Origin of the sequence: Micromonospora sp. NPDC048999, from assembly GCF_040649295.1 — a bacterium.
GTDB lineage: Bacteria > Actinomycetota > Actinomycetes > Mycobacteriales > Micromonosporaceae > Micromonospora.
This window is the reverse complement of sequence record NZ_JBEZFI010000001.1, coordinates 166513-189556: the sequence shown is the minus strand read 5'-3', so window position 1 is coordinate 189556 and position 23044 is coordinate 166513. Positions and strand designations below refer to the sequence as shown.

The following is a 23044-nucleotide window of genomic DNA, read 5'->3' as shown; positions in this document are numbered from 1 at the left end:
AGGCTGCGGTGGCAGGTGCCCGGGGTGGGTCCGCCGGTACGCGGCGGGCCGACGGGCCTGCCCCTTCCACAGGTCAATCTCGACGGTGAGAGGCAGGTCCTGCCATGCGTGGTTTCTTCCGGCGTAACCGGCGTCCGCAGCGGTCGGCCAGCGGGCCGACCTGCTACCGCTCGGCGGCCTACCATCCGCTGCGGCCGTGGCAGGTGCGCGGGCAGCGGTTCCGGTCGACGCCGATGGGTCGGCGCGGGCTCGACCCGGGGGAGGTGACGGAGTTCCTCGACCGGGTCGCCGGTGACCTGGCCGCCGTCTACGACGCGCTCGCGCAGAGCCGCCGGGAGACCGACCGGATCAAGGATGCGCTGCGCCGGTGGCAGTCCGAGCAGGCCCGTGCCCGTAACGAGCGGAGCCAGGGACGATGAGCGAACGTTGGATCATCCACCTGCCGGTGGTCGTGACTGACCTGGTCGCCGCGCAGCGGCTGGCCCGGGTGGTGGCGCACTGGACGCACGTGCTGCCGCAGACCGAACCCGGCGGCACCACCGTCTCACCCGAAGACGACCAGAACGTACGCCATTGGGTCTTCTGCGACCGGATCCTTCCCGGCGGCCAGCGGTGCCTGCTGCGGCCGGACCACGACGGCGAGTGCTCCCGCCGGTTCCGGCCGCGCTGAGCGTGGTGGCTCTGAACTCGGATGTCGCTCGTCTGGTTGGCGTGGGTTCGGGACAACGCAGGTCAACGTGGGTCACTCCCTGCCACCCCGGGTCTCTGCGCGGGTCGCTAGACTAGGCCCTCGCGCCCTCGTAGCTCAGGGGATAGAGCATCGGTTTCCTAAACCGTGTGTCGCAGGTTCGAATCCTGCCGGGGGCACCAGGCAAAACGTAGATCATCTTGCTGGCTACGAACTTCGCATGGTCACAGCACCTTCGTGAGAAGCGACAATTTGGCTCATGACGTGCTGCTGGGCACGCATCCCCCGCCTGCTCTCCGGAGCCAGCTACGACGTAGCCACCTACGGCTTCGTAGACCTCCAGCTCTACCGCGAGGTCGCCCAACCGGCCGAGCGCCGGTCACTGCGCGAAGAGGTCGCCGAAGGAGCCCTTCGAGACCAGGCCGTGCTACACAAGTGGGCTGGCATGCTGCCCTCGCCGGTCGAGCCCAAGTTCTGAAGGCCAAGAAGCATGCCACCTCCGCACCACACCACAGGTGCGTCGGCGCGCTCCCCTGCGCCATGCAACCCCGCTCGCTCGCGAATCGTCAGTGGGCTGTGGGAGTGAAGGAGGGCTTATATGAAAACCGAGCGTGACGAGCAGTTCCACAGCTTCGTGCTCAGCCGGCGAGCCGGGCTCGTACGCACGGCGACGCTGCTGACCGCGGGCGACGCGCATCTGGCCGAGGATCTGGTCCAGTCCACCCTGACCAAGCTGTACGTCGCCTGGCCGGCGTTTCAGCGGGCGGACAACATCGAGGGCTACCTGCGCCGGACCCTGGTCAACGCGCTCACCGACGAACGCCGTCGGTGGTGGCGCCGCCACGAACTCTCGGTGGCGGAACTTCCGGACCGGCCCCGCGCCGAACCGGACAGCAGCGGCGACCTCGACGACGGCCTGCGCGGGGCCCTGCGCGATCTGCCACCGAAGATGCGCGCTGCACTGGTGTTCCGCTACTTCTATGACCTTCCCGTAGCCGACACCGCCGACGCCCTCGGTTGCTCCGAGGGAACGGTGAAGAGCCAGACCGCCCGCGCCCTGGACCGGATGCGGGCTGCCCTTGCCGAGTTTCCCCTGACAGGAGCCACCCGATGATGGATCTGCACGACCGGCTCGCTCGCATCGCCGGCCCGGCCGCCGAGCCGTCGGCCGCCGAGGCCGACGCCGACCTGGCCCGGGGCCGCCGAGCGCTGCGCCGCCGCCGGTCCGTCCGCGCGCTCGGTACCTCGGCCTTCGCGGTCGCCGCGCTGGCCGTCGCCGTCACCTACGGCCCAGCCACCACCCCTCCCGACAAGGCGCCGGCCCAGGTCATCGCTACCCGCCTCGTGGCCTACGAGGGCAAGCAGCCACAAGGCTTCACGATCGACAAAGTTCCAGCGGGTTGGGAGATCCAGGGCGGCGATGTCGCCAGCCTGACGATTGCTCCCCAGAACGCGGCGGACAAGAACCCGGACAACTTCGTCGACAAGATCGCCATCACGCTGCAGTCGAAGGACGACCACTCCACCCCGACCGGTACGCAGCTTGAGGTCGGCGGCAAGCCCAGCGTGCTCAAAGAACAGGACGGATGCCTACCCGAGGGTCCCGCAGCGACTCCGCCTGTGACGGCGTCCGCGCCGAACACGACCGGGCCGCCCTGTGTTGCCCAGGGCAAGGACCTGTGGGTCAAGCAGCCCGATGGCATCTGGATGCTGGTGCAGATCTGGGACGCCCACGGCTGGACCCAGCAGGACATTGTCGAGTTCGCCGATGGCATCCACGTCCAGCCGGGCGCCGAACGCGGCGTCGGCTGACGGTCCGTACCCCGCCGCGCGCCTCCACACGGGAGCGCGCGGCGGGCTACGCACGCGGTCCGTCCGCCGGGCTGCTTCGGTGTGCAGCGAGCACGCCCCCCGACCCGAATCGATGGATGCCTAGAAAGAGGCTTCCTCGATGGTTGCTGCATCGACGGCCGCTGCTGCCGAGCCTGCCTTGATCTGGGCGACCGGTACATACTCTTCGACATGCGTCTGCCGAGCTTTCGGCGTGGTCGGTTCCCAGGTGACCGATCTGCGATCGCCATGCACACCGTCATCCGGGGCGAACTTCCGGCGCTCGTCGTTGCCAGGTCTGACGATGACCTGTGGCTCGTCGGCGACGGTGTCAACGAGCCGGACTCCGCCGAGATTATGGATCTTGTCCATCTGAGCCATCTTGTAGAGCTTGACCGAACGCTTCTCGAACTCGCGGACCTTGAGCGCGGACAGCAGGCCGATCGGGAGACCCTCGGCTCACCTTGGGTGCGCAGCCCCTTCCAGTGGCTTGATGAAGAGGAGTGAGGGCTTGCAAGCGCAGTAGGCAAGATCCGGAGCAGGCGCGGAATGATCAAGGCTTCGCGTTGCGGCGCCCGACCTGTTCTGCCTGGTAGATCCAACGGTCCGCAGCTTGCCGCTGAACCCTTCCTAAACCGTGTGTCGCAGGTTCGATTCCTGTCGGGGGCACCTCGAAGATCAGCTTCAACGCGTCGCGTCCTGACGCTGATCGGCTGCGGACCCCTTCGTCCGGGCCCGAGCAAGTCGATCCGCTGCTACCCTCCGCCAAGGACATAATGCTCAGCGTGATGCTCAGGGCTCGCGGCCGACGGATGGTCACCGTCGGTACCCTGCAAGTTGGCCTGCCCGCGAGACATGGTGGTACTTGATGAACGATCTTCGAGTGGTGGCGTTCGACCTCGACGACACCCTGGCTGTCTCCAAGTCCCAGATCGATCGTCGGATGGCGGAGCTTCTCGGCCACCTGCTGGGCGAGGTCGACGTCCTGATCATCTCCGGCGGCCGATTCGAGCAGTTCGAGGCGCAGGTCCTGGCCCACCTTGATCTCCCGGAGGACAAGCTGCGTCGGCTGCACCTGATGCCGACCTGCGGCACCCGGTACCTCCGCTGGCAGGACGGCGACTGGCGGCAGATCTACGCCGAGGATCTGAGCGAGGCGGACAAGGCCCGCATCATCACGGCGCTCACCGAGTCGGCCAAGGCGCTCGACCTCTGGGAGGCGAAGACCTGGGGCGACATCGTCGAGGACCGGGGCAGCCAGATCACCTTCTCCGCGCTGGGCCAGTCTGCCCCGCCCGCCGAGAAGTACGGCTGGGACCCGGACGGCAGCAAGAAGCAGCGGCTCCGGGACGCCGTCGCCGAGCAGCTGCCGGATCTGGAGGTCCGCGGCGGCGGCTCCACCTCCATCGACGTCACGCGCAAGGGCGTGGACAAGGCGTACGGCATGCGCAAGCTGCTCGAATGCCTGGACCTGCAGCACGACAACGTGCTCTTCGTCGGTGACCGGCTGGACCACGGCGGCAACGACTACCCGGTCAAGGCGATGGGCATCAAGTGCCACTCGGTGACCTGCTGGCAGGAGACGGCCGACTATGTCGAGGCCCTCGTCGACGGCCTGGTGAAGCGGCGTACCGAGCCCGCGTAGGCGAGCGGAAGTTGGGGCCTCCAACGAGTCGCCGAGGCCCCAACTTCCCAAAACATCGGGTCAGAGCGCGGCGCGGACCGCCTCGGCGAGGGTCGTCGGCGTGCGGCCGAGCAGCTTCGCCAGGTCGTGCCCGGCTACCTCCAGCTCGCCCTGGGCCAGACCGCGGTCGCCGTCGGCGAGCACGGCCGCGTACCCCTCCGGCAGGCCCGCCCCGACCAGCAGTTCGGTGTACTTGTCGACCGGCAGGTCGAGGTACGACACGGTGTTGCCGCTCTGCCGGGAGACCTCGGCGGCCAGTTCGGTCAGGGTGAAGGGCGCACCGCCCAGCTCGTACACCTTGCCGGTGTGCCCCTCGGTGGTGAGCACCACGGCGGCAGCCTCGGCGTAGTCGGCGCGGGTGGCTGCGCTGACCCGGCCGTCGTTCGCCGCGCCCGCGACGCCGTGCTGGAGGTACGTCGGGAGCTGCGCGGTGTAGTTCTCCAGGTACCAGCTGTTGCGTAGGAAGACGTGGGGCAGCCCGGCGTCCAGGATCAGCTGCTCGGTGGCCTTGTGCTCGGCGGCGAGCACCAGGCTGGAGGTGTCCGCCTTGGGGATGCTGGTGTAGACGACCAGCCCCACGCCGGCCTCTCGGGCGGCGGTGACGACGTTGCCGTGCTGTAGCACGCGCCGGCCGACCTCGCTGCCGGAGACGAACATCAGCTTCTCGGCGCCGGCGAAGGCGGCCTGCAGCGACTCGGGGTCGTCGTAGTCGGCTCGCTGGGTGACTACCCCGCGCTCGGCGAGGCCGGCCAGCCGGTCGATGTCGCGGCCGACCGCCACGATCTGGCCGGCCGGTACGCCCCGGTCGAGCAGCGACGTGACGATCAGGCGACCGAGGTGGCCGCTGGCGCCGGTGACGACGATGGACATGGGAACTCCCTGTGGTCGTTCGGTAGAACACTGTCTTCGCACAGCAACGGGAACACCATGGCTTTACTTCCCGTTGGAGAGTAGGCACCTTGAAGTTCGATACGCACTGAGAGAGAGTGAAGCCGTGCAGGCAGACCCGTTCAACCGGAACTGCGGCAGCCGGAAGGTCCTCGACCGGATCGGCGACCGCTGGAGCGTGCTGATCGTGCTCACCCTCGCCGGCGGCGACAAGCGCTACGGCGAGCTGGCCGAGCGGGTCGACGGCATCAGCCAGAAGATGCTCACCCAGACCCTGCGCGGCCTGGAGCGCGACGGCATCGTCACCCGTACCGTGCACGCCAGCGTGCCGCCTCGGGTCGACTACGCGCTCACCGACCTCGGCCGCAGCCTGCTCGACCTGGTCGCGGGCCTGGAAGCATGGGCCACCACCCACCTGGCCGAGGTCGAGGCCGCCCGCGCCCGCTACGACGGCCGCTGACGGTTCCGGAACCGGCGGTCCCTGGCGCGATGGGCGTCGATGGAGTAGGAACAGGGCAACCGGCCGGAGAGCGTTCTCCTGGCGCTCGGTGGCCGCCGTCCCAGTCCCCATCGACAGGCAGGCAGATGAGATCACTCGACCGCTCCCGCCGCCGCTTCCTCACCGTCACCGCCGCCTCGGCCGCGTCGCTCACCGCCGTCGGGCTTCCCGCCCTCCCGGCCGCCGCCGCGCCCGCCCCCCGCCCCGACACCACCGACCCCGACCTTGGCCCGAACGTCTTCGTGTACGGCCCGTCCACCCCGGCCGCGCAGATCCAGTCCAACCTGGACCAGATCTTCGCCGCGCAGGAACACAACGAGATGGGCGCCAACCGGTACGCCGTACTCTTCAAGCCCGGCCGGTACGAGGTCGACGCGAAGCTCGGCTACTACACCACCGTCGCAGGCCTCGGCGCCCACCCGGACGACGTGGACATCCACGGCGCGGTGCGGGTTGTCGGCCAGCCCGACCCGAACTCGGCGGCCGGGATCTCCGCGCTCACCAACTTCTGGCGTTCGGCGGAGAACCTCGCCGTCACCCCGACCGACTGGTCGAACCAGTGGGCGGTCTCCCAGGCGTCCCCGATGCGCCGGGTGCACATCAAGGGCATTCTCTGGCTGGAGCCGGGCAACGGCGGCTACTCCAGCGGCGGCTACCTGGCCGACTCCAAAGTGGATGGCATCACCATCAACGGCTCCCAGCAGCAGTGGCTGACCCGGGACAGCGAACTCGGCGGCGACTGGACCAACGGGGTGTGGAACCAGGTCTTCTCCGGGGTGATCGGCGCGCCCGGGCAGGGCTTCCCGGATCCGCCGTACACCACGCTGGCGACCAGCCCGGTCACCCGGGAGAAGCCGTACCTCTTCGTCGACGGCGCGGGCCGGTGGCGGGTGGCCGTGCCCGGGCTGCGCCGCGACAGCGCCGGCACCACCTGGGGCGCGAACGCCCGGTCGGTGCCGTCGCTGCCGTTGACCGACTTCTTCATCGCCAAACCCACCGACTCGGCGAAGCGGATCAACCAGGAGCTGACCCCGGGCCGGCACCTGCTGCTCACCCCGGGCGTCTACCACCTCGACCGGGCGCTGCGGGTCAAGCACCCCGACACCGTCGTACTCGGCCTCGGCATGCCCAGCCTCGCCCCGACCACCGGCGACGCGGCGCTGTGCATCGAGGACGTGGACGGCGTACGCGTCGCCGGGGTGCTGGTCGACGCCGGGCCGGTCGAGTCGGAGGTGCTGGTCGAGGTCGGCAAGCGCAACAGCAACCGGTCGCACGCTGCCAACCCGATCTCGCTCCAGGACGTCTTCTTCCGGATCGGCGGCCCGTACGCGGGTCGGGCGGCCACCAGCCTGGTGGTCAACAGCCGGCACACCCTGATCGACAACATCTGGGCCTGGCGCGGTGACCACGGCAGGCCGGGCACCATCGGCTGGACCGTCAACACCGCCGAGACCGGCGTGGTGGTCAACGGTGACGACGTGACCGCGTACGGGCTCTTCGTCGAGCACTACCAGCGGTGGCAGACCGTCTGGAACGGCGAGCGCGGGCGGACCATCTTCTACCAGAGCGAACTGCCCTACGACCCACCGAGCCAGGCCGCCTGGCGCAGCCCGACCGGCAAGGGCTGGGCGTCTTACAAGGTCGCCGACCACGTCCGCGAGCACGAGGCGTGGGGCCTCGGCGTCTACTCGTATTTCAACCAGAAGGTGGACATCCGCTGCGACCGGGCGATCGAGGCGCCCCGCCGAGCCGGGGTGCGCTTCCACGACGCGGTCACCGTCTTCCTCGACGGCAGCGGCGGCATCGAGCGCACCATCAACGAGGCCGGCACCCCGGTCGTCGGTTCGTACGGCACCAGCGCGTTGATCAGCTACCCCTGAGACGAGCGCGGGCGGCCGGCGGGAGCATCCTGCCGGCCGGTCCCGCACCCTCAGGCCGGAAGCTGCTCGGCGCGGGTGATGACCTGGTCGATCAGGCCGTAGTCGCGGGCCTGCTCGGCGGTGAACCAACGGTCCCGGTCCCAGTCCCGCTGGATCTCGTCCACCGTGTGCCCGCTGTGCTGGGCGGTCAACTCCTGCATGGTCCGCTTCACGTGCAGCATGTTCTCCGCCTGGATGGTGATGTCGGCGGCCGTGCCACCCATCCCGCCGGACGGCTGGTGCATCATGATCCGCGAGTGGGGGAGCGCGAAGCGTTTGCCGGCCGCCCCGGCGCAGAGCAGGAACTGCCCCATCGAGCCGGCCAGCCCGAGCGCCAGGGTCGCCACGTCGTTCTTGACGTAGCGCATGGTGTCGTAGACCGCCATTCCGGCGCTGACCGAGCCGCCCGGCGAGTTGACGTACAGGAAGATGTCCCGTTCCGGGTCCTCGGCGGCGAGCAGCAGGATCTGCGCGCAGATCTGGTTGGCCGAGGCGTCGGTGACCTCGGTGCCGAGGAAGATGATGCGCTCCTTGAGCAGCCGCTCAAAGACCTGGTCGCCGAAGGACGGCTGCCCGCCGTCCAACATCCAGATGCCGTACCCCATGACCTGACCACCCTCCGTGCCGCCGGTGGGCGACGGACCGCCCGGCAACCGGCGGTCTCCAGCCTGCGGCGGCCGGCAGTCCTGGGACCAGCGCTTCTGCCGCCGGCAGATCCGCCGTGGGCAGAACTACGCGGCGGTCAGCCGTCGCCGGCCGGCTCGGGCGCGTTGCCGGGCCAGCATGACCGAGGTACGCGGACGACGGCGCACGGCCGGCGCGGACGGGATCAGCCAGATCCGGGTGCCCGTACCGAAGATCGTCGGCGACGCGTACCCGATCTCCGGGCCGACGGGTGTCGGCGCGGTGGCCGGCAGCCGCAGCGCCCCGCCGAGCAGCGGGGTCGGGGTGGTGGGACGCCGGGTGACGTGCAGCCGCGGCCCACCGCCGACCCGCAGTTGCGGGCCGGTACGCGCGCCACGCGCCGCCGGCGCCCGCTCCAGCCGGGCCAGCGCCGGCCCGGAGGCCACCGGCGCCCGCCGCTCGGCTCGGCGCAGCTCGTCGCGGGCCTCCTCCAGCAGGTCGGAGAGGTGGATGCCGAGGGCGCGGCAGATCGCCGCCAGCACCTCCGAGGAGGCCTCCTTGCGCCCGCGCTCCACCTCCGAGAGGTACGGCAGCGAGACGCCGGCCGCCTGGGCGACCTCGCGCAGCGTGCGGCCCTGCCGCAGGCGTACCCGGCGGAGCACCCCGCCGATCACCCGTCGCAGCAACGACATGCGGCCTCCTCGCGGTCGTCGGCCCGACGCCCCCCATCATGCCCCGTCCGACCGCCCGGGAGGGAACCCGACCCGAGAGGGCGGGCAGCGACGTAGGGGCTATGTTGTGCACGTGCAGGCGGCGACGGCGGTGGGGCGGGGCTGACGGTGATCCATTTTCCGGCGCACCGGCGGGCGCCGTTGAGTGCGCTCAGTCTGCGCCTGCTCAGCGCGCTGGCCCTGGTCTGCGCCACGGTGGCGGTGGTCTGGTTCGGCCGGGACGGCTACCACGACGGCAACAACGAGGGCGGGCTGACTCTCCTCGACTGCTTCTACTACTCGGTGGTCTCGCTCTCCACCACCGGCTACGGGGATGTCACCCCGGCCAGCCAGTTGGCGCGGCTGGTCAACGTGCTGTTCGTCGCTCCGGCCCGGGTGCTCTTCCTGGTCATCCTGGTCGGTACCACCCTGGAAGTCCTGACTGACCAGTACCGGAACGGTCGTCGCCTGATCCGCTGGAGGAAGACCGTGAAGGACCACGTGATCATCTGCGGCTACGGCACCAAGGGGCGCAGCGCCGTCTCCGCGCTGCTGGAGAACGGGACGGACAAGTCCCGGATCGTGGTGGTGGAGCGGAACGGCACCGCGCTGCGGCAGGCCACCTCGGCCGGGCTGGTCACCGTCGAGGGCTCGGCGACCCGCTCGGCGGTGCTGGAGGAGGCACACGTGCGGACGGCCAAGGCGGTGATCATCGCGACCGACAGTGACGACTCGTCCGTGATGGTGGCGCTCACCACCCGGCAGCTCACCGCCGGTCAGGTCCGGATCATCGCCGCCGTACGTGAGGCGGAGAACGCGCCGCTGCTCAAGCAGAGCGGCGCGCACCACGTGATCGTCTCCTCGGCGACCGCCGGCCGGCTGCTCGGCCTCTCCACCTCCGCCCCGCCGCTGATCGAGGTGGTGGAGGATCTGCTCACCCCGGGGCAGGGCATGGCGCTGGCCATGCGCTCGGCCGACCGCGACGAGGTGGGCCGGTCGCCGCGCGAGCTGGACTCACTGGTCATCGCCCTGGTCCGCCGGGGCCGGGTGGTGACGCTCACCGACCAGGCCGGTGCCGAGATCGAGACCGGCGACATGCTCGTCTACGTGCGCGACGACCGCTCCACGCCCGCTGTCTCGATCTGAGCCGCCCGTTCGGGGCGGTGCCCCCGCAACTTCGGGGAAGTTGCCGCCTCCCGGTGCCGGGACACAGCAACTTCCCCACAAGTGCGCGGATCTTGGCGGGTGAACCGGACGCTAGTCGATCGTCCAGGTGTCGCCGGTGGCGAGGAGGCCGGCGAGTTGCTGCTCGGGGGTTTCGTCGGTCTTCGCCTTGGCGGCGGCGACCTGCTCCTGCACCGCGTTGTCGTAGGTGGGGCGGGTGACGGAGCGGAACACGCCGATGGGGGTGTTCCGCAGGTCCAGGTCGGGCAGGCGGGACAGGGCGAACGCGTACGCCGGGTCGGTCACGCCCGCGTCGTGGACCACGATCTGGTCGGCCGGGGTGGTGGCGGTGTCGCGTACCTCCAGCCCGAAGCCGCCCGGCGGGTGTACGACGCAGTGCTGGCCGTCCTTGCCGAACGTGATCGGTTGGCCGTGCTCCAGCCGGACCAGGTAGTCGTCGCGGGTGGCCGGCTCCTTGAGCGGGTCGAAGGCGCCGTCGTTGAAGATGTTGCAGTTCTGGTAGATCTCCACGAACGCGGAGCCCTGGTGTTCGGCGGCGGCCCGCAGCACCGACTGCAGGTGCTTGCGGTCGGAGTCGATGGTGCGGGCGACGAAGGTGGCCTCTGCGCCGAGCGCCAGGGACAGGGGGTTGAACGGGGCGTCCGCCGAGCCGACCGGGGTCGACTTGGTGATCTTGCCGACCTCGGAGGTCGGTGAGTACTGCCCCTTGGTCAGGCCGTAGATCCGGTTGTTGAACAGCAGGATCTTGAGGTTGACGTTGCGGCGCAGCGCGTGGATGAGGTGGTTGCCGCCGATGGACAGGGCGTCGCCGTCGCCGGTGACGACCCACACGGACAGGTCGGGCCGGGTGGCGGACAGGCCGGTGGCGATCGCCGGGGCGCGGCCGTGGATGGAGTGCATCCCGTAGGTGTTCATGTAGTACGGGAAACGCGACGAGCAGCCGATCCCGGAGATGAACACGATCCGCTCGCGCGGGATGTTCAGCTCCGGCATGAAGCCCTGGACGGCTGCGAGGATGGCGTAGTCGCCGCAGCCGGGGCACCAGCGCACTTCCTGGTCGGACTTGAAGTCCTTGGCGGTGAGCTTGAGGGCGACGGGCTCAGACATTCTTGCAGACCTCTTCCAGCATCGTCTCCAGCTCGGCGGCGGTGAACGGCAGGCCGCGGACCTGGTTGTAGCCGATCGCGTCGACCAGGTACTTCGCCCGGATCACGTGGGCGAGCTGGCCGAGGTTCATCTCGGGGATGACCACCCGGTCGTAGGCGCGCAGCACCTCGCCCAGGTTGGCCGGCATCGGCGCCAGATGCCGCAGGTGGGCCTGCGCGACGGGCAGACCACGCTGGCGCAGGCTGCGGCAGGCCGCGCCGATCGGCCCGTAGGTGGAGCCCCAGCCGAGCACCAGCACCCGGGCGTCACCGTCGGGGTCCTCCACCTCCACGTCCGGCACCGGGATCGTCTCGATGCGCGCCGCGCGGGTGCGGACCATGAAGTCGTGGTTGGCCGGGTCGTAGGAGATGTCACCGGTCTTGTCGGCCTTCTCCAGGCCGCCGATGCGGTGCTCCAGCCCGGCGGTGCCCGGGACCGCCCACGGGCGCGCGAGGGTCTGCGGATCCCGCAGATACGGCAGGAACGTGGTGCCGTCCTCGCCGTTGGGGGCGGTGGCGAACTCCACCCGCAGATCCGGCAGGGACGCCACGTCGGGCAGCAGCCACGGCTCCGAGCCGTTGGCGACGTAGTTGTCGGACAGCAGGATCACCGGGGTGCGGTAGGTCAGCGCGATCCGCGCCGCCTCCAGCGCGGCGTAGAAGCAGTCCGACGGGGAGCGGGGGGCGATCACCGCGACCGGGGCCTCACCGTGCCGGCCGTACAGGGCCATGTTCAGGTCGGCCTGCTCGGTCTTGGTCGGCATGCCCGTCGACGGGCCGGCCCGCTGCACGTCCACGATCAGCAGCGGCAGCTCCAACGCCACCGCCAGGGAGATGGTCTCACTCTTGAGCGCCACGCCCGGGCCGCTCGTGGTGGTCACCCCCAGGGAGCCGCCGTAGGAGGCGCCCAACGCGGCACCCACGGCGGCGATCTCGTCCTCGGCCTGCATCGTGATCACGCCGAAGCGCTTGTGCTTGCTCAGCTCGTGCAGGATGTCCGACGCCGGGGTGATCGGATACGCCCCGAGGAACACCGGCAGCCCCGAGCGCACCCCCGCGGCCACCAGACCCAGCGACAGCGCCTGGTTGCCGGTGATGTTCCGGTAGGTGCCCGGCAGCATCCGCGCCGGCTTCACCTCGTACCGGACGGAGAAGTCCTCGGTGGTCTCGCCGAAGTTCCAACCGGCCCGGAACGCGGCCACGTTCGCCGCGACCAGCTCCGGGCGGGCGGCGAACTTGCGCTCCAGGAAGCGCAGCGTCGACTCGTACGGCCGCGAGTACATCCACGACAGCAGGCCGAGCGCGAACATGTTCTTGGCCCGCTCGGCGTCCTTCTTGGACACCTCGTGTTCGGCCAGGGCGCCGATCGTCATCGAGGTCAACGCGACCGGGTGCACGACGTATCCGTCGAGGGAACCGTCCTCCAGCGGGCTGGACGTGTAGCCGACCTTGGTCAGGTTCCGCTTGGTGAACTCATCGGTGTTGACGATGATGTCCGCCCCGCGCGGCAGATCCGTCAGGTTGGCCTTCAACGCCGCCGGGTTCATCGCGACCAGCACGTTCGGCGCGTCGCCCGGGGTGAGGATGTCGTAGTCGGCGAAGTGCACCTGGAAACTCGACACGCCCGGCAATGTGCCGGCAGGGGCCCGAATCTCCGCCGGGAAGTTGGGCAACGTGGAGATGTCGTTGCCCAACTGGGCCGTCTCCGACGTGAATCGGTCACCGGTGAGCTGCATGCCGTCACCCGAGTCACCGGCGAACCGGATCACCACCCGGTCCAGCTGACGGATCTGCTTGGTCACGCCCGCACCTCGCTTCGCTCAGCGCCGTCGCAGGGGCGGCTGAACATGATGGTGACCCCGCCTTGCCCAGCCACGTGCCCTCCTAGACGCGCTGTTGCCGGCCGGCCGTCCCCGGGGCCCGGCCCGCTTCAATTCTCACGTCAGAGCCTACGTCGGCCCCTTAGGGCAACCTTGGTCGAGGTCCGACGTATGGGACCCGATCAGGTCACTGTATGCCCGTCTTTGTGACGCTTGGTGCCGCTGCTCGGTAATTCACATCACCGCACGATCGGAGAAGGGCGGCGCGGGCCACGCGTCGGTGACCGGACCGCCGGGCCGGTAGGCTGCCGGCCGTGACCGATTACCTCGGCTCGTACGCCACGCTCGGTCTCCTGCTGCTTGCCGCCGTGCTCTTCTTCGTGACGGCGTTCTCGGCCAACCGGTTGCTACGTCCCGGCCGCCCGGCCGACCCGTGGGGCAAGCGGGCCGGCTACGAGTGCGGCATCGACCCGGTCGGCGGCGACTGGGCGCAGATGCAGATCCGCTACTACGTCTACGCCTACCTGTACGTGCTCTTCGCGGTGGAGGCGGTCTTCCTCTTCCCCTGGGCGCTGGTCTTCGCCCGGCCCGGGTTCGGCGCGACCACCGTGGTGGAGATGGCGGTCTTCGTCGCCGTGGTGGCGCTGGGCATCCTCTACGCCTGGCGCAAGAACGTCCTCCGCTGGGCCTGACAACCCGACGGCTCAGGCCAGGCCGCGGCGGGTCAGCGCCGGTGGCCGGTCCCCCTTGATCGACGCCACCATGTCCAGCACCCGTCGGGTCTCGCGGACCTGGTGGGCGCGGAACACCCGGGCGCCCAGCCAGGCCGACACGGCGGTGGCGGCCAGCGTGCCCTCCAACCGGTCCGGTACCGGCAGGTCCAGCGTCTCGCCGATGAAGTCCTTGTTCGACAGGGCGACCAGCAGCGGCCACCCGGTGTCGGCGAGTTCGGCCAGCCGCCGGGTGATCTCCAGCGAGTGCCGGGTGTTCTTGCCGAAGTCGTGCGCCGGGTCGATCAGGATCCCGTCCGGGCGTACGCCGAGGGCGACCGCGCGCTCGGCGAGCCCGGTCACCGTGGCGACCACGTCGGCCACCACGTCGTCGAACGCGGCCCGGTGTGGTCGGGTCCGCGGCGCGAGGCCGCCCGCGTGCGAGCAGACCAGCCCGGCGCCGGTCGCCGCGGCGACCCGCGCCAGCGCGGGATCCGCCCCCGACCAGGTGTCGTTGAGCAGGTCGGCGCCGGCCGCCACCGCCTCCACCGCCACCTCGGCCCGCCAGGTGTCGATCGAGATGATCACATCGGGGAAGGCGGCCCGGACCGCGGCGATGGTGTCCACCGTCCGCCGGATCTCCTCGGCCACGTCCACCTCGTCGCCCGGCCCGGCCTTGACCCCGCCGATGTCGATGATCTCCGCGCCCTCGGCCACCGCCCGCTCCACCGCGCGCAGCGCGCTGTCCTGAGCGAAGGTGGCGCCCCGGTCGAAGAACGAGTCCGGCGTGCGGTTGACGATCGCCATAACCATCAGCTCACCGGGGGAGAACGTCCGCCCGCCGAGCCGTAGCGCCCCGGTCATGCCGCCTCCTGATATCCGCCCGCCGCCCGCCGCCCCCGACGCTATCCGGTCCCGCCCCGGCCGGCCCGCCCGGTACGCCGGGGCGTCGAATCATCATCGAAGCGCTTGGAGGGCTCGCCCGATGCCGGCGCGCATGCCACGATCTGTCCATGGGTCAGGTTCTGCTCCTCTTGGTCGTCGGGCTGACTGTCGCGGCGGTGGTGTTCGGAGTGACGGTGCTGGTGTCCGGGCGCGATCCGGGCCTGGTGCCCGTCGAGCCGGACGGACGGGCCGTGCCCTTGCCGGGCAGCCGTCCGCTGCACGAGTCGGACGTCGGCGAGGTGCGCTTCGACACCGCGTTGCGCGGCTACCGGATGGCCCAGGTCGACCAGGCGATGCGGCGGGCCGCGTACGACATCGGCTACAAGGCCGAGCTGATCGGCGTGCTGGAGGCCGAGGTCGCCGCGCTCCGCGAGGGGCGGGCCGAGGAGGCCGAGGCGCTGCGCCGCACCAGGGAGGAGTCCGCCGGGGCCGCCCCGACGGCCGACCGACCTGACGCCGACCGCCCGGCCGACGAGGTCGAGGCGGCCGACGAGGCCGGGGTGGCCGCCGCGCCGGCCGCGGCCGCCGTCGAGGACGAGAAGGCGCCGGCCGGTCCGCTCGCCCCGGTCGCCGGGCCGGTCGACCGGGAGCCGGCCGACCGGCCGCTCTCCCTGCGTCCGCCGGCCTCGGCCACCGAGCCCAGCGCCCCGGAGGCCACCGACGTTGACCTCGATGACGCGGACGCCGACGGCGACCGAGAGCGCGGTGGGGTGGTCCGGTCGGAGTCGGCGTGACCGGCCCGGAGGGCGACGGCTTCGCCGAGGCGGCCCGGCCCGGCGCCGGGGAGGTCACCGCGACGGTGATCGTCAACGCGCGCGCCGAGCGGGTCTTCGCCGCGCTGACCGCCTGGGAGCGACAGTCCGACTGGATTCCGTTCACCACCGTCCGGGTGGTCGAGGGGGATGGCGGCGAGGGGAGCCTGGTCGAGGCGGTCACCACGCTCGGCCCAGCCGTGCTGCGGGACGAGATACGGGTGGTCCGGGTGGACGCCCCGTACGAGGTCGGGGTGGTGCACTGCGGCAAGCTGCTGCGCGGCCCCGGCGTGCTGCGCTGCACCCCGGTCGAACGGGACCGGACCCAGGTGGTCTGGCACGAGTGGTTCCACCTGCCCGGCGGGACCGCCGGCCGGGTGGCCCGGCCGGTGGTCTGGCCCGGCTCGAAGTTCGGCCTCACCCAGGCGTTGAAGAAGTTCGCCCGGCTGGTGGAGCAGGGCCGGCTGCCCTGACCGGCGGGGCGCGACCCGCTGTCGGTGGGCAGGCCTACCGTGTACGCCGTGACTGACCTGGTTACGGGCGCCGACGGGCTGCCCCGCTGCGCCTGGGGGGCGAGCACCCCCGACTATGCCGTCTACCACGACCGGGAGTGGGGCCGACCGCTGCGCGGCGACGACGCGCTCTACGAGCGGCTGACCCTGGAGGCGTTCCAGTCCGGCCTGTCCTGGCTGACCATTCTCCGCAAGCGTCCGGCGTTCCGGCTCGCCTTCGACGAGTTCCGGATCGAGAAGGTCGCCGGCTACGGCGAGGCCGACGTCGCCCGGCTGCTCGCCGATGCGGGGATCGTGCGCAATCGGGCCAAGATCGAGGCGGCCATCGCCAACGCCCGCGCCGCCCTGGAGTTGCCCGACGGCCTCTCCGCGCTGCTCTGGTCGTACGCGCCGTCGCCCCGGCCGGCCCGGCCGCGATCATTCGCCGAGGTGCCGGCGCTCACTCCGGACTCCACCGCGTTGGCCAAGGCGCTCAAGAAGCGCGGCTTCCGGTTCGTCGGACCGACCACCGCGTACGCGCTGATGCAGGCCACCGGCATGGTCGACGACCACCTCGCCGGCTGCCACGTCGCCGCCGGGCCGGCACGGGCGTGAGCCGGGCGGGGCCTGCGGACGTGCCGGGAGCTGCCCCGGCCGGGCGTGATGGGATGGGGCCATGACCGACACCGACCTTCGGACGAGCGGGACCATCGAGCCGTCGGACGGGCCCGGCGCCTGGGCGGTGCTGCTGCCCGCCGAGCGGTACGAGGCCGAGCGGCTGGTGCACCACGACACGCTGGAGCTGACCGGGCTCGACGACGTTGCCCGGCCCCGGCCGGGTGACCTGGTCGCGGTGCTGGTCGACGAGCCGTTGCGGCTGGTGGCCCTCGGTCGGGTCGCCCTGGCCACCGGGGAGACCCGGGAGGATCCGGACGATCCGCAGTCCGAGGCCGGCCCGGGGGTGCTGGCGGTGTCGTACACCCGGCGGTTGCTCGACGAGCCGGTGCCGGTCGACGGCCTGGCCCTCGACGGGCCGGTGACCCGGCTCGACCCGGCGCTCTGGCGGGGGCTGGCCGACCGGCTCGGCCCGCCCCCGGCCCGCCGGTCCTGGCTGGTCAGCCTCGACCTGCCGATCGAGGCGGCCTCACCCGCCGAGGCGGTCCGGATCTTCTGGTCGTACGTGCAGGAGCTGGGCCCCCGGGAGCTGCCCGCCTTCGTCTCGCCTACCGGCGACGAGCTGGCCATGCAGGCTTTCGTGCTCGGGGCCGAGGCCAACCAGGATCCGGAAGAGGACGACTGATCCTCGCCGCCCCGGTCAGCGGCCCTCGAAGGTCGGCTTCTGCTTGTTGACGAACGCCATGGTGGATGCCCGGTGGTCGACGGTGGCGCCGCAGGTCGACTGCGCCTGCGCCTCGGCGGCGAGCGCGTCGGCGAGCGTGCCGGCTTCGGCGACGGAGAGCTGGCGCTTGATCTCCCCGTACGCGACGGTCGGGCCGGCGGCGAGCCGGGCGGCGAGTTCCTGCGCGGTCGGCAGCACCTGCTCGTCGTCGGCCACCAGCCTGGTGAGCAGGCCGAGCCGGGAGGCCTCCTCGGCGCCCACCGGCTCGGCGAGCATCAGCAGCTCGACGGCCTTGGCGTGGCCGACCAGCCGGGGCAGCGTCCAGGAGGCGCCGGTGTCGGCGGCGAGCCCGACCCCGGCGAAGGCCATCAGGAACCTCGTCTTCGGGCCGCCGATCCGGAAGTCGGCGAGGAACGCCAGCGAGGCGCCGGCCCCGGCGGCCATGCCCCGGACCGCGGCGATCACCGGCTTGGGCAGGTTGGCCAGCCGGGCGGCGATCGGGTTGTAGTGGGCCCGAACGGTGCTCAGCGGGTCCGCGTCGGCGGCCTCCAGGCTCTGCACGTGCTCCCGCAGGTCCTGCCCGGCGCTGAACGAGCCGCCCGCGCCGGCCAGCACGACCGCCCGGCAGGACGGGTCGTTCTCCAGCTCGGCCAGGGTGTCGCGGAGCGCTTCCTTGAGCGCGACGTCGAGCGAGTTCATCGCCGTCGGGCGGTTGAGCGTCAGGGTGACGACGGCGTCGGTGCGGTCGACGAGCAGCGGCTCGGTCACGTTCTAACGACCCTTCTGTCGGGCAGGGCGGTGGTTGCCGTCGAGGCACTGCTCGACGTAGCGGTCGGCGGCCGGTCGCAGCCGGGCCGCGTGCCGGTCGAAGAAGCTGGCCGCGCTGCTGCCCGGCCAACGTTCGGGCAGCAGCGCCGAGGGCAGCTGCGGGTCCCGGAAGAGGAAGGTACGCCACGCGTGTACGAGCCGGAACCGGGCCGCGTACGCGTCCTCGTCGCTGCTGCGCCCGGTGACCCCGGACAGCAGCCGCTTCTGCTCGGCGACGAACCGCTCGTACGCCCGGCCGATCTCGGCGAGGTTCCAGGCGCGGCGGACCACCCTGATCGCGCCGGGGGTGCCGGCGGCGTGGGCGGCGGTGAACCGCTCGTAGCGCACGCCCGCCTCGGCGAGCAGGATGTCCACGTCCTCGCCGGGCCGGGTGGCCACCCAGGTGCAGTCGTCGAGCGTGCCGTAGCCGAGGTAGGTCAGGTTGGCGGCGAGCCGTTGTCGGTCCCGTCGGGAGGCGGCGGCCTCCAGCACCAGTAGGTCGAACCGGCCGTCCCAGCTGTGCCGGCCGGTGCGGTAGATCCGGGCCGCCGCCTCGTCGAGTCGTCGGGCCGCTTTCGGTGTGATCGAATATCCCGGTCCGGTGGCGAGCCGGAGCGGTTCGAGCCAACCCTGTCGGACCATCCGGGAGACTGCGGTGCGTACCGCCGGAGGGGCGATCCCCAACGGCGCCAGCAGCTTGACCAGGGCAGCGACCGGTGCCCGCCCACCCCTGGCTCGGAGGTGGTCGCCGTACAGGTCGAAGAGTGCCGACCGTGCCTGCATGACCGCACATTGTGACAGGCCTATCCAAGATATGCTAGGTGCTGTTACATCAAAGCTGCTTCGGTTTGGGTCCGGCGGTGTTCATCAGGGAAAATCGTTGGGCGACGCCCCCGCGACGGTTGCGGGTGGTTGTGGCGAAGTGGCTGTGGGGCAACCCACCGACCCTGGTGTAGGTCTGAGGGGAGACGACATGGCGGCGATGAAGCCGCGGACGGGCGACGGTCCGCTGGAAGTCACCAAGGAGGGCCGGGGCATCGTCATGCGGGTCCCGCTGGAGGGTGGTGGCCGGCTCGTCGTCGAGATGACTCCCGACGAGGCCACCGCGCTCGGTGACGCGCTGAAGGCGGCCGTCGGCTGATCGAGAAGCGCTCCGCGCGGCGCGCGCCGCGCGAACGGTTCGTCCGTTCCTGAGCCACCGGCTCCGCCGGTGGCTCAGGAACTTCGTGGGCCCAGAGAGCGGCGACTGGTCCCGCTCTGCGAACTTTCGGAGGTGCGGTCCAGCGTGCTGGCCATTCGTCTGGTGAGCGAGCCCGTACGGCTCGACACCCTCGTCCTGCCCGTTCGTCCCGAAGGGCCGGACGCCCCGGCCGCCCTGGTCCCCACCGCCTCGCCGCCCGCCGACGACGTCCGGGCCGAGGCCACCGCGCTCCTGCCCGCCGCCCGGCTGACCGGCGACGCCGGCGAGGTTTGGGCGCAACTGCGCCCCGCCGGTACGCCGTCGCGCCTGGTCCTGCTCGGCGTCGGCGCGGGCGACGAACACGCGTGGCGAAGGGCGGGAGCGGCACTGGCCCGGTCCGCCAAAGATGAGATTTACATCACAGTGGCGCTGCCGGCCGACGGTGACACGGCGCTGCGCGGCCTGGTCGAGGGGCTGCTGCTGGGGTCGTACCGGTTCCGACTGACCGAGGCCGGCGCGGCACCCGCGCTGGCCGAGGTGGACGTCGTGGTGGCCGACCCGGGCGCGCTCGAGGCGACCCTGGCGACGGCCCGGGCCACCGCCGAGATGACCCGACTGGCCCGCGACCTGACCAACACCCCCTCGTCGACCAAGAACCCGGCCTGGTTCGCCGCCCAGGTCGAGGCTGCCACGGCCGCCCACCCGGACCTGCACCTGCGGGTCCGCGAGCCCGAGGAGCTGGCGGCCGAGGGCTTCGGCGGCATCCTCGCCGTCGGTGGCGGCTCGGCCAGCGGCCCCCGCCTCGTCGAGCTGGACTGGCGGCCGGCGGACGCGCGTACCCACGTGGTGCTGGTCGGCAAGGGGATCACCTTCGACACCGGCGGCATCTCCATCAAGCCGGTGCCCGCCATGAAGCTGATGCGCAAGGACATGGCCGGCGCCGCCGCGGTGGTCGCCGCGACCCTGGGCGCCGCCGCGCTGCGGCTGCCGGTGCGGGTCACCACGCTCGCGCCGCTGGCCGAGAACATGGTCAGCGGCTCGGCGTTCCGCCCCGGCGACGTCATCCGCCACTACGGCGGCCTGACCAGCGAAAGCACCAACTCCGACGCCGAGGGGCGGCTGGTGCTCGCCGACGCGATGGCGTACGCGGCGCGCGAGCTGCGGCCCGACCTGCTGGTCGACCTGGCCACCCTCACCGGTGCCAACGCGGTCGCGCTGGGCAAGCGACACGCCGCCCTCTACAGCGACAACGACCAGCTCGCGACCGACCTGCTGACCGCCGTCGAAGCGGCCGGCGAGCACGCCTGGCGGATGCCGCTGCCCACCGACTACGTCGAGTACCTGGGCAGCGAGGTGGCTGATCTGCACAGCTCCCCGGACCGGGGCGCCGGCTCGGTGGTGGCCGCGCTCTACCTCCGCGAGTTCACCGGTGACCTGCGGGAGCGCTGGGTGCATGTGGACATGTCCGCCCCGTCCTGGTCCGAGGACGAGCACGCCGAGCTGACCCGGGGCGCCACCGGCTGGGGCGTACGCGGGCTGCTGCGCTGGCTGGCGACGTTGGGCTGACCGGGCCGGCCGGCGACGACGCCGCGCCGCGACCTGGCGCCGTCGCCCGGCGCCGGCTGGTCAGAGGTCAGCTCCGGACGGCGGCGAGCAGGCCGTGCCCGACCGGCAGCAGGGCGGGGACCCAGTGCTCCGACTCCCGGATCGCCTTGATGGTCTCCCGGACGGTGACCGTGTCCACGTCGCGCGCGGCCGGGTCGCCGATCCGGCCGCCGGCGAAGGCGCCGTTGAGCGCGAGCACCCCGCCGGGCCGCAGCAGCCGCAGCGCGGCCTCCACGCAGGCGGTGAAGCCGGTCGCCTCCGCGTCGACGAAGACCAGGTCGTAGGCGCCGTCCGCGAGCCGCGGCAGCACGTCGAAGGCCCGGCCCGTGATGATCCGGGTACGCCCCGGCGGGAAGCCGGCCTCCACGAAGATGCGCCGGGCGATCCGCTGGTGCTCCACCTCCAGGTCGATGGTGGTGAGCACCCCGTCGGGGCGCATGCCGCGCAGCAGCCAGACACCGCTGACTCCGGTGCCGGTGCCGATCTCCACCACCGCGCGGGCGTTTCCGGCGGCGGCGAGCAGCCGCAACGCGGCCCCGGCCCCGGGCGTCACCGCGTCCACGCCCACCTCGTGGGCGAGACTGCGGGCCGTGCGCAGGACGAGATCTTCGGTGACGTACGCCTCGGCGAACTGGAGCGCCTGGGCCGTCGAGTTGCCGGAACTGGCGACCGTGGCGATGGGGCACCTCCGGGCGGCGGGAGTGGAACTGAGGGGTTGTTGACGTATGAGCCTAGAGGTGGGACCTGACGAGCGCAGCCGCGAGTCGGTTCGAGACGATCACGGCCGGGCAACCCATGACCCCGATTCGGGCATCCGTGCAATCCTGGACGGTGTCCCGGGTGGCACGTTCGGCCGGCTCCGCCGGCCCCGGCGCGGGACCCGCGGGAGGGACTGGGAGGCACGACGTGACCGACGGCTGGGACTGGCGCCGGCCCGGCGGGACCCCGACAGCGGCGGAAGCGCCGGTGCCCGGGAGCCCGTCGCAGGGCACCGGGGGCGACGCGCCCGCACCCTGGTGGTCCGACGCGCTCGCCGACCCGTGGCGCGATCCGTACGCGCCCGCCGCGGTGGTGGTTTCCGCCGCCCCGGCCGACGGTGGCAGCGAACCCGAACCGGTCAGCGATCCGGACGCGCCGGTCCGGCCCTGGCTGCGGCAGGTCGTGCTGGCCTCGCTGATCACGGCCCTGCTCGCCGGCTCGCTCGGCAGCGCCCTGACGTACGCCCTGCTGCGCGGCGGCCCCGGCGTGCCCAGCCTCGGCGCGCAGTCGGCGCAGGCCCCGGCGCTCGCCCAGCGCAAGCCCGAGTCGCTGGCCGGCGTCGCCGAGAAGGTCCTGCCCAGCGTGGTGACCGTCCGGGTGGCCAGCCTGGGTGGCATCAGCGAGGGGTCGGGCTTCGTGGTCAGCACCGAGGGGCACATCGTCACCAACGACCACGTGGTCTCCGGCGGCACCGGCAAGGTCACGGTGATCTTCAACGACGGCAGTTCGGCGTCGGGCACGGTGGTCGGCCAGGACCCGGAGTCGGACCTCGCGGTGATCAAGGCGGCGCGCAGCGGGCTGCGGCCGGTGGAGTTCGGCGACTCGGACGCGCTCGCCGTCGGCGACCCGGTGCTCGCCATCGGTTCGCCGCTCTCGCTGGCGAACACCGTCACCGCCGGCATCGTCAGCGCCCTGGACCGGACCATGCAGGCCAGCGAGCCGGGCGGCCCGACGCGCTACTACGCGGCGATCCAGACCGACGCGGCGGTCAACCACGGCAACTCCGGCGGCCCGCTGGTCGACGGCGCCGGGCGGGTGGTCGGGGTGAACTCCACCATCAAGTCACTGGTCGCCGACGGGCAGGAGGCCGGCAACATCGGGCTCGCCTTCGCCATCCCGATCAACCAGGCCAAGCGGGTCGCCCAGGACATCATCGGCAGCGGCAAGGCCCGGCGTACGGTGATCGGCGTCCAGGTGGGCGGCACCGGCGTGACGGGCGGGGGCGTACGCCTGGGCACCGTCGATCCGTCCGGGCCGGCGGCGGCGGCCGGGCTGCGCACCGGGGACGTGGTGCTCCGGCTCAACGGGCACCCGATGGCCGACCCGACCGATCTGGTGGCATTGGTCCGCAAATACGCCCCGGGCTCGGTGGTGGCGGTGGAGTACCAGCGGGGCACAACCCGGCAGAACACCTCGGTGACCCTCGCCGCAGACGCGAAGTGAGCGGCCCACACCCCTCCCGAT

Annotated in this window: 27 protein-coding genes and 1 tRNA gene; 18 read left to right on the top strand and 10 right to left on the bottom strand. The window is 71.8% G+C overall.

Going from position 1 to position 23044, the window contains the following annotated elements; translation table 11 throughout:
- The first annotated feature begins 104 nt into the window (after nucleotides 1–104).
- The 6 genes from AB0C02_RS00950 to AB0C02_RS00925 all read left to right on the top strand — a co-directional run bounded on the left by AB0C02_RS00950 (nucleotide 105) and on the right by AB0C02_RS00925 (nucleotide 2500).
- The gene (locus AB0C02_RS00950; protein ID WP_357539746.1) at nucleotides 105–419 is read left to right on the top strand and encodes a DivIVA domain-containing protein; all 315 of its coding nucleotides are present in this window, start codon (nucleotides 105–107) and stop codon (nucleotides 417–419) included.
- Nucleotides 416–670 carry a hypothetical protein gene (locus AB0C02_RS00945; RefSeq protein WP_357539744.1) on the top strand — a complete coding sequence of 85 codons (255 nt, stop codon included), beginning with the start codon at nucleotides 416–418 and terminating at the stop codon, nucleotides 668–670. The genes AB0C02_RS00950 and AB0C02_RS00945 overlap by 4 nt, the downstream gene beginning before the upstream one ends.
- 124 nt (nucleotides 671–794) lie before the next feature.
- A tRNA-Arg gene (locus AB0C02_RS00940) sits at nucleotides 795–870 on the top strand.
- Between the two features lie 77 nt (nucleotides 871–947).
- Nucleotides 948–1166, top strand: a complete 219-nt coding sequence (locus AB0C02_RS00935) for a hypothetical protein (RefSeq protein ID WP_357539742.1) — start codon at nucleotides 948–950, stop codon at nucleotides 1164–1166.
- Between the two features lie 120 nt (nucleotides 1167–1286).
- Nucleotides 1287–1802: a SigE family RNA polymerase sigma factor gene (locus tag AB0C02_RS00930; protein ID WP_357539740.1), complete on the top strand. Its 516-nt coding sequence runs from the start codon at nucleotides 1287–1289 to the stop codon at nucleotides 1800–1802.
- On the top strand, nucleotides 1799–2500 hold the full coding sequence (locus tag AB0C02_RS00925) for a hypothetical protein (protein ID WP_357539738.1): 702 nt from the start codon (nucleotides 1799–1801) through the stop codon (nucleotides 2498–2500). The genes AB0C02_RS00930 and AB0C02_RS00925 overlap by 4 nt, the downstream gene beginning before the upstream one ends.
- Before the next feature lie 120 nt (nucleotides 2501–2620).
- Here AB0C02_RS00925 and AB0C02_RS00920 read toward each other — a convergent pair whose 3' ends face one another.
- Nucleotides 2621–2890 carry a hypothetical protein gene (locus AB0C02_RS00920; protein WP_357539736.1) on the bottom strand — a complete coding sequence of 90 codons (270 nt, stop codon included), beginning with the start codon at nucleotides 2888–2890 and terminating at the stop codon, nucleotides 2621–2623.
- Between the two features lie 496 nt (nucleotides 2891–3386).
- On the opposite strand from AB0C02_RS00920, the gene AB0C02_RS00915 reads away from it, so the two are divergent.
- On the top strand, nucleotides 3387–4163 hold the full coding sequence (locus tag AB0C02_RS00915) for an HAD-IIB family hydrolase (RefSeq protein WP_357539734.1): 777 nt from the start codon (nucleotides 3387–3389) through the stop codon (nucleotides 4161–4163).
- Nucleotides 4164–4223: 60 nt separating this feature from the next.
- Here the strand turns inward: AB0C02_RS00915 and AB0C02_RS00910 are convergent, their stop codons facing one another.
- Nucleotides 4224–5072 carry an SDR family oxidoreductase gene (locus AB0C02_RS00910; protein ID WP_357539732.1) on the bottom strand — a complete coding sequence of 283 codons (849 nt, stop codon included), beginning with the start codon at nucleotides 5070–5072 and terminating at the stop codon, nucleotides 4224–4226.
- 124 nt (nucleotides 5073–5196) lie between these two features.
- Between AB0C02_RS00910 and AB0C02_RS00905 the strand changes: the two genes are divergently transcribed.
- Together AB0C02_RS00905 and AB0C02_RS00900 are read left to right on the top strand one after the other, a co-directional pair.
- Complete coding sequence (locus AB0C02_RS00905) at nucleotides 5197–5550, top strand: helix-turn-helix domain-containing protein (protein WP_357539730.1); 354 nt, start codon at nucleotides 5197–5199, stop codon at nucleotides 5548–5550.
- Nucleotides 5551–5675: 125 nt separating this feature from the next.
- Nucleotides 5676–7469 carry an adenylyl cyclase gene (locus AB0C02_RS00900; protein WP_357539728.1) on the top strand — a complete coding sequence of 598 codons (1794 nt, stop codon included), beginning with the start codon at nucleotides 5676–5678 and terminating at the stop codon, nucleotides 7467–7469.
- Nucleotides 7470–7519: 50 nt separating this feature from the next.
- Here AB0C02_RS00900 and AB0C02_RS00895 read toward each other — a convergent pair whose 3' ends face one another.
- Complete coding sequence (locus tag AB0C02_RS00895) at nucleotides 7520–8113, bottom strand: ATP-dependent Clp protease proteolytic subunit (RefSeq protein ID WP_357539726.1); 594 nt, start codon at nucleotides 8111–8113, stop codon at nucleotides 7520–7522.
- A 126-nt stretch (nucleotides 8114–8239) separates the two neighbouring features.
- Complete coding sequence (locus AB0C02_RS00890; RefSeq protein ID WP_357539724.1) at nucleotides 8240–8824, bottom strand: helix-turn-helix transcriptional regulator; 585 nt, start codon at nucleotides 8822–8824, stop codon at nucleotides 8240–8242.
- A gap of 147 nt (nucleotides 8825–8971) precedes the next feature.
- On the opposite strand from AB0C02_RS00890, the gene AB0C02_RS00885 reads away from it, so the two are divergent.
- Complete coding sequence (locus AB0C02_RS00885) at nucleotides 8972–9988, top strand: potassium channel family protein (protein WP_357539722.1); 1017 nt, start codon at nucleotides 8972–8974, stop codon at nucleotides 9986–9988.
- A 111-nt stretch (nucleotides 9989–10099) separates the two neighbouring features.
- Here the strand turns inward: AB0C02_RS00885 and AB0C02_RS00880 are convergent, their stop codons facing one another.
- Together AB0C02_RS00880 and AB0C02_RS00875 are read right to left on the bottom strand one after the other, a co-directional pair.
- Complete coding sequence (locus AB0C02_RS00880; RefSeq protein WP_357539720.1) at nucleotides 10100–11134, bottom strand: 2-oxoacid:ferredoxin oxidoreductase subunit beta; 1035 nt, start codon at nucleotides 11132–11134, stop codon at nucleotides 10100–10102.
- On the bottom strand, nucleotides 11127–12974 hold the full coding sequence (locus AB0C02_RS00875) for a 2-oxoacid:acceptor oxidoreductase subunit alpha (RefSeq protein ID WP_357539718.1): 1848 nt from the start codon (nucleotides 12972–12974) through the stop codon (nucleotides 11127–11129). The genes AB0C02_RS00880 and AB0C02_RS00875 overlap by 8 nt, the downstream gene beginning before the upstream one ends.
- 332 nt (nucleotides 12975–13306) lie before the next feature.
- On the opposite strand from AB0C02_RS00875, the gene ndhC reads away from it, so the two are divergent.
- A complete protein-coding gene (gene ndhC / locus AB0C02_RS00870) occupies nucleotides 13307–13684 on the top strand; it encodes an NADH-quinone oxidoreductase subunit A (protein ID WP_357539716.1) in 378 nt (125 codons plus the stop codon).
- 12 nt (nucleotides 13685–13696) lie between these two features.
- Here ndhC and folP read toward each other — a convergent pair whose 3' ends face one another.
- Nucleotides 13697–14566 (bottom strand): dihydropteroate synthase, encoded by an 870-nt coding sequence (gene folP, locus AB0C02_RS00865; RefSeq protein ID WP_357539714.1) that lies wholly within the window; start codon nucleotides 14564–14566, stop codon nucleotides 13697–13699.
- Nucleotides 14567–14715: 149 nt separating this feature from the next.
- On the opposite strand from folP, the gene AB0C02_RS00860 reads away from it, so the two are divergent.
- The 4 genes from AB0C02_RS00860 (at nucleotide 14716) to AB0C02_RS00845 (ending at nucleotide 17190) form a co-directional block, all read left to right on the top strand.
- Nucleotides 14716–15381 carry a DivIVA domain-containing protein gene (locus tag AB0C02_RS00860; RefSeq protein ID WP_357539712.1) on the top strand — a complete coding sequence of 222 codons (666 nt, stop codon included), beginning with the start codon at nucleotides 14716–14718 and terminating at the stop codon, nucleotides 15379–15381.
- Nucleotides 15378–15872, top strand: a complete 495-nt coding sequence (locus AB0C02_RS00855; protein WP_357539710.1) for an SRPBCC family protein — start codon at nucleotides 15378–15380, stop codon at nucleotides 15870–15872. Before AB0C02_RS00860 ends, AB0C02_RS00855 begins: the two co-directional genes overlap by 4 nt.
- A gap of 48 nt (nucleotides 15873–15920) precedes the next feature.
- Nucleotides 15921–16505 carry a DNA-3-methyladenine glycosylase I gene (locus AB0C02_RS00850; protein ID WP_357539708.1) on the top strand — a complete coding sequence of 195 codons (585 nt, stop codon included), beginning with the start codon at nucleotides 15921–15923 and terminating at the stop codon, nucleotides 16503–16505.
- Nucleotides 16506–16566: 61 nt separating this feature from the next.
- Nucleotides 16567–17190 (top strand): hypothetical protein, encoded by a 624-nt coding sequence (locus AB0C02_RS00845; RefSeq protein ID WP_357539706.1) that lies wholly within the window; start codon nucleotides 16567–16569, stop codon nucleotides 17188–17190.
- Nucleotides 17191–17205: 15 nt separating this feature from the next.
- Here AB0C02_RS00845 and AB0C02_RS00840 read toward each other — a convergent pair whose 3' ends face one another.
- Complete coding sequence (locus AB0C02_RS00840) at nucleotides 17206–17997, bottom strand: enoyl-CoA hydratase-related protein (RefSeq protein ID WP_357539704.1); 792 nt, start codon at nucleotides 17995–17997, stop codon at nucleotides 17206–17208.
- A gap of 3 nt (nucleotides 17998–18000) precedes the next feature.
- Entirely contained in the window at nucleotides 18001–18819 is an 819-nt protein-coding gene (locus AB0C02_RS00835) for a PaaX family transcriptional regulator C-terminal domain-containing protein (RefSeq protein ID WP_357539702.1), read from the bottom strand.
- 190 nt (nucleotides 18820–19009) lie between these two features.
- Between AB0C02_RS00835 and AB0C02_RS00830 the strand changes: the two genes are divergently transcribed.
- Nucleotides 19010–19177, top strand: a complete 168-nt coding sequence (locus AB0C02_RS00830; protein ID WP_203990634.1) for a DUF3117 domain-containing protein — start codon at nucleotides 19010–19012, stop codon at nucleotides 19175–19177.
- Between the two features lie 144 nt (nucleotides 19178–19321).
- Nucleotides 19322–20782: a leucyl aminopeptidase gene (locus AB0C02_RS00825; RefSeq protein WP_357539701.1), complete on the top strand. Its 1461-nt coding sequence runs from the start codon at nucleotides 19322–19324 to the stop codon at nucleotides 20780–20782.
- 67 nt (nucleotides 20783–20849) lie between these two features.
- On the opposite strand, the gene AB0C02_RS00820 is transcribed toward AB0C02_RS00825, so the two are convergent.
- Complete coding sequence (locus tag AB0C02_RS00820; protein WP_357540960.1) at nucleotides 20850–21500, bottom strand: O-methyltransferase; 651 nt, start codon at nucleotides 21498–21500, stop codon at nucleotides 20850–20852.
- Nucleotides 21501–21727: 227 nt separating this feature from the next.
- On the opposite strand from AB0C02_RS00820, the gene AB0C02_RS00815 reads away from it, so the two are divergent.
- The gene (locus AB0C02_RS00815; RefSeq protein WP_357539699.1) at nucleotides 21728–23023 is read left to right on the top strand and encodes a trypsin-like peptidase domain-containing protein; all 1296 of its coding nucleotides are present in this window, start codon (nucleotides 21728–21730) and stop codon (nucleotides 23021–23023) included.
- The last annotated feature ends 21 nt before the right edge of the window (nucleotides 23024–23044 follow it).

Excerpts from the sequence above, each read along its gene's own strand:
- AB0C02_RS00950 (WP_357539746.1), top strand. The coding sequence starts at position 105 with ATGCGTGGTTTCTTCCGGCGTAACCGGCGTCCGCAGCGGTCGGCCAGC.
- AB0C02_RS00945 (WP_357539744.1), top strand. The coding sequence starts at position 416 with ATGAGCGAACGTTGGATCATCCACCTGCCGGTGGTCGTGACTGACCTG.
- AB0C02_RS00935 (WP_357539742.1), top strand. The coding sequence starts at position 948 with ATGACGTGCTGCTGGGCACGCATCCCCCGCCTGCTCTCCGGAGCCAGC.
- AB0C02_RS00930 (WP_357539740.1), top strand. The coding sequence starts at position 1,287 with ATGAAAACCGAGCGTGACGAGCAGTTCCACAGCTTCGTGCTCAGCCGG.
- AB0C02_RS00925 (WP_357539738.1), top strand. The coding sequence starts at position 1,799 with ATGATGGATCTGCACGACCGGCTCGCTCGCATCGCCGGCCCGGCCGCC.
- AB0C02_RS00920 (WP_357539736.1), bottom strand. The coding sequence starts at position 2,890 with ATGGACAAGATCCATAATCTCGGCGGAGTCCGGCTCGTTGACACCGTC.
- AB0C02_RS00915 (WP_357539734.1), top strand. The coding sequence starts at position 3,387 with ATGAACGATCTTCGAGTGGTGGCGTTCGACCTCGACGACACCCTGGCT.
- AB0C02_RS00910 (WP_357539732.1), bottom strand. The coding sequence starts at position 5,072 with ATGTCCATCGTCGTCACCGGCGCCAGCGGCCACCTCGGTCGCCTGATC.
- AB0C02_RS00900 (WP_357539728.1), top strand. The coding sequence starts at position 5,676 with ATGAGATCACTCGACCGCTCCCGCCGCCGCTTCCTCACCGTCACCGCC.
- AB0C02_RS00895 (WP_357539726.1), bottom strand. The coding sequence starts at position 8,113 with ATGGGGTACGGCATCTGGATGTTGGACGGCGGGCAGCCGTCCTTCGGC.
- AB0C02_RS00890 (WP_357539724.1), bottom strand. The coding sequence starts at position 8,824 with ATGTCGTTGCTGCGACGGGTGATCGGCGGGGTGCTCCGCCGGGTACGC.
- AB0C02_RS00880 (WP_357539720.1), bottom strand. The coding sequence starts at position 11,134 with ATGTCTGAGCCCGTCGCCCTCAAGCTCACCGCCAAGGACTTCAAGTCC.
- folP (WP_357539714.1), bottom strand. The coding sequence starts at position 14,566 with ATGACCGGGGCGCTACGGCTCGGCGGGCGGACGTTCTCCCCCGGTGAG.
- AB0C02_RS00860 (WP_357539712.1), top strand. The coding sequence starts at position 14,716 with ATGGGTCAGGTTCTGCTCCTCTTGGTCGTCGGGCTGACTGTCGCGGCG.
- AB0C02_RS00845 (WP_357539706.1), top strand. The coding sequence starts at position 16,567 with ATGACCGACACCGACCTTCGGACGAGCGGGACCATCGAGCCGTCGGAC.
- AB0C02_RS00835 (WP_357539702.1), bottom strand. The coding sequence starts at position 18,819 with ATGCAGGCACGGTCGGCACTCTTCGACCTGTACGGCGACCACCTCCGA.
- AB0C02_RS00830 (WP_203990634.1), top strand. The coding sequence starts at position 19,010 with ATGGCGGCGATGAAGCCGCGGACGGGCGACGGTCCGCTGGAAGTCACC.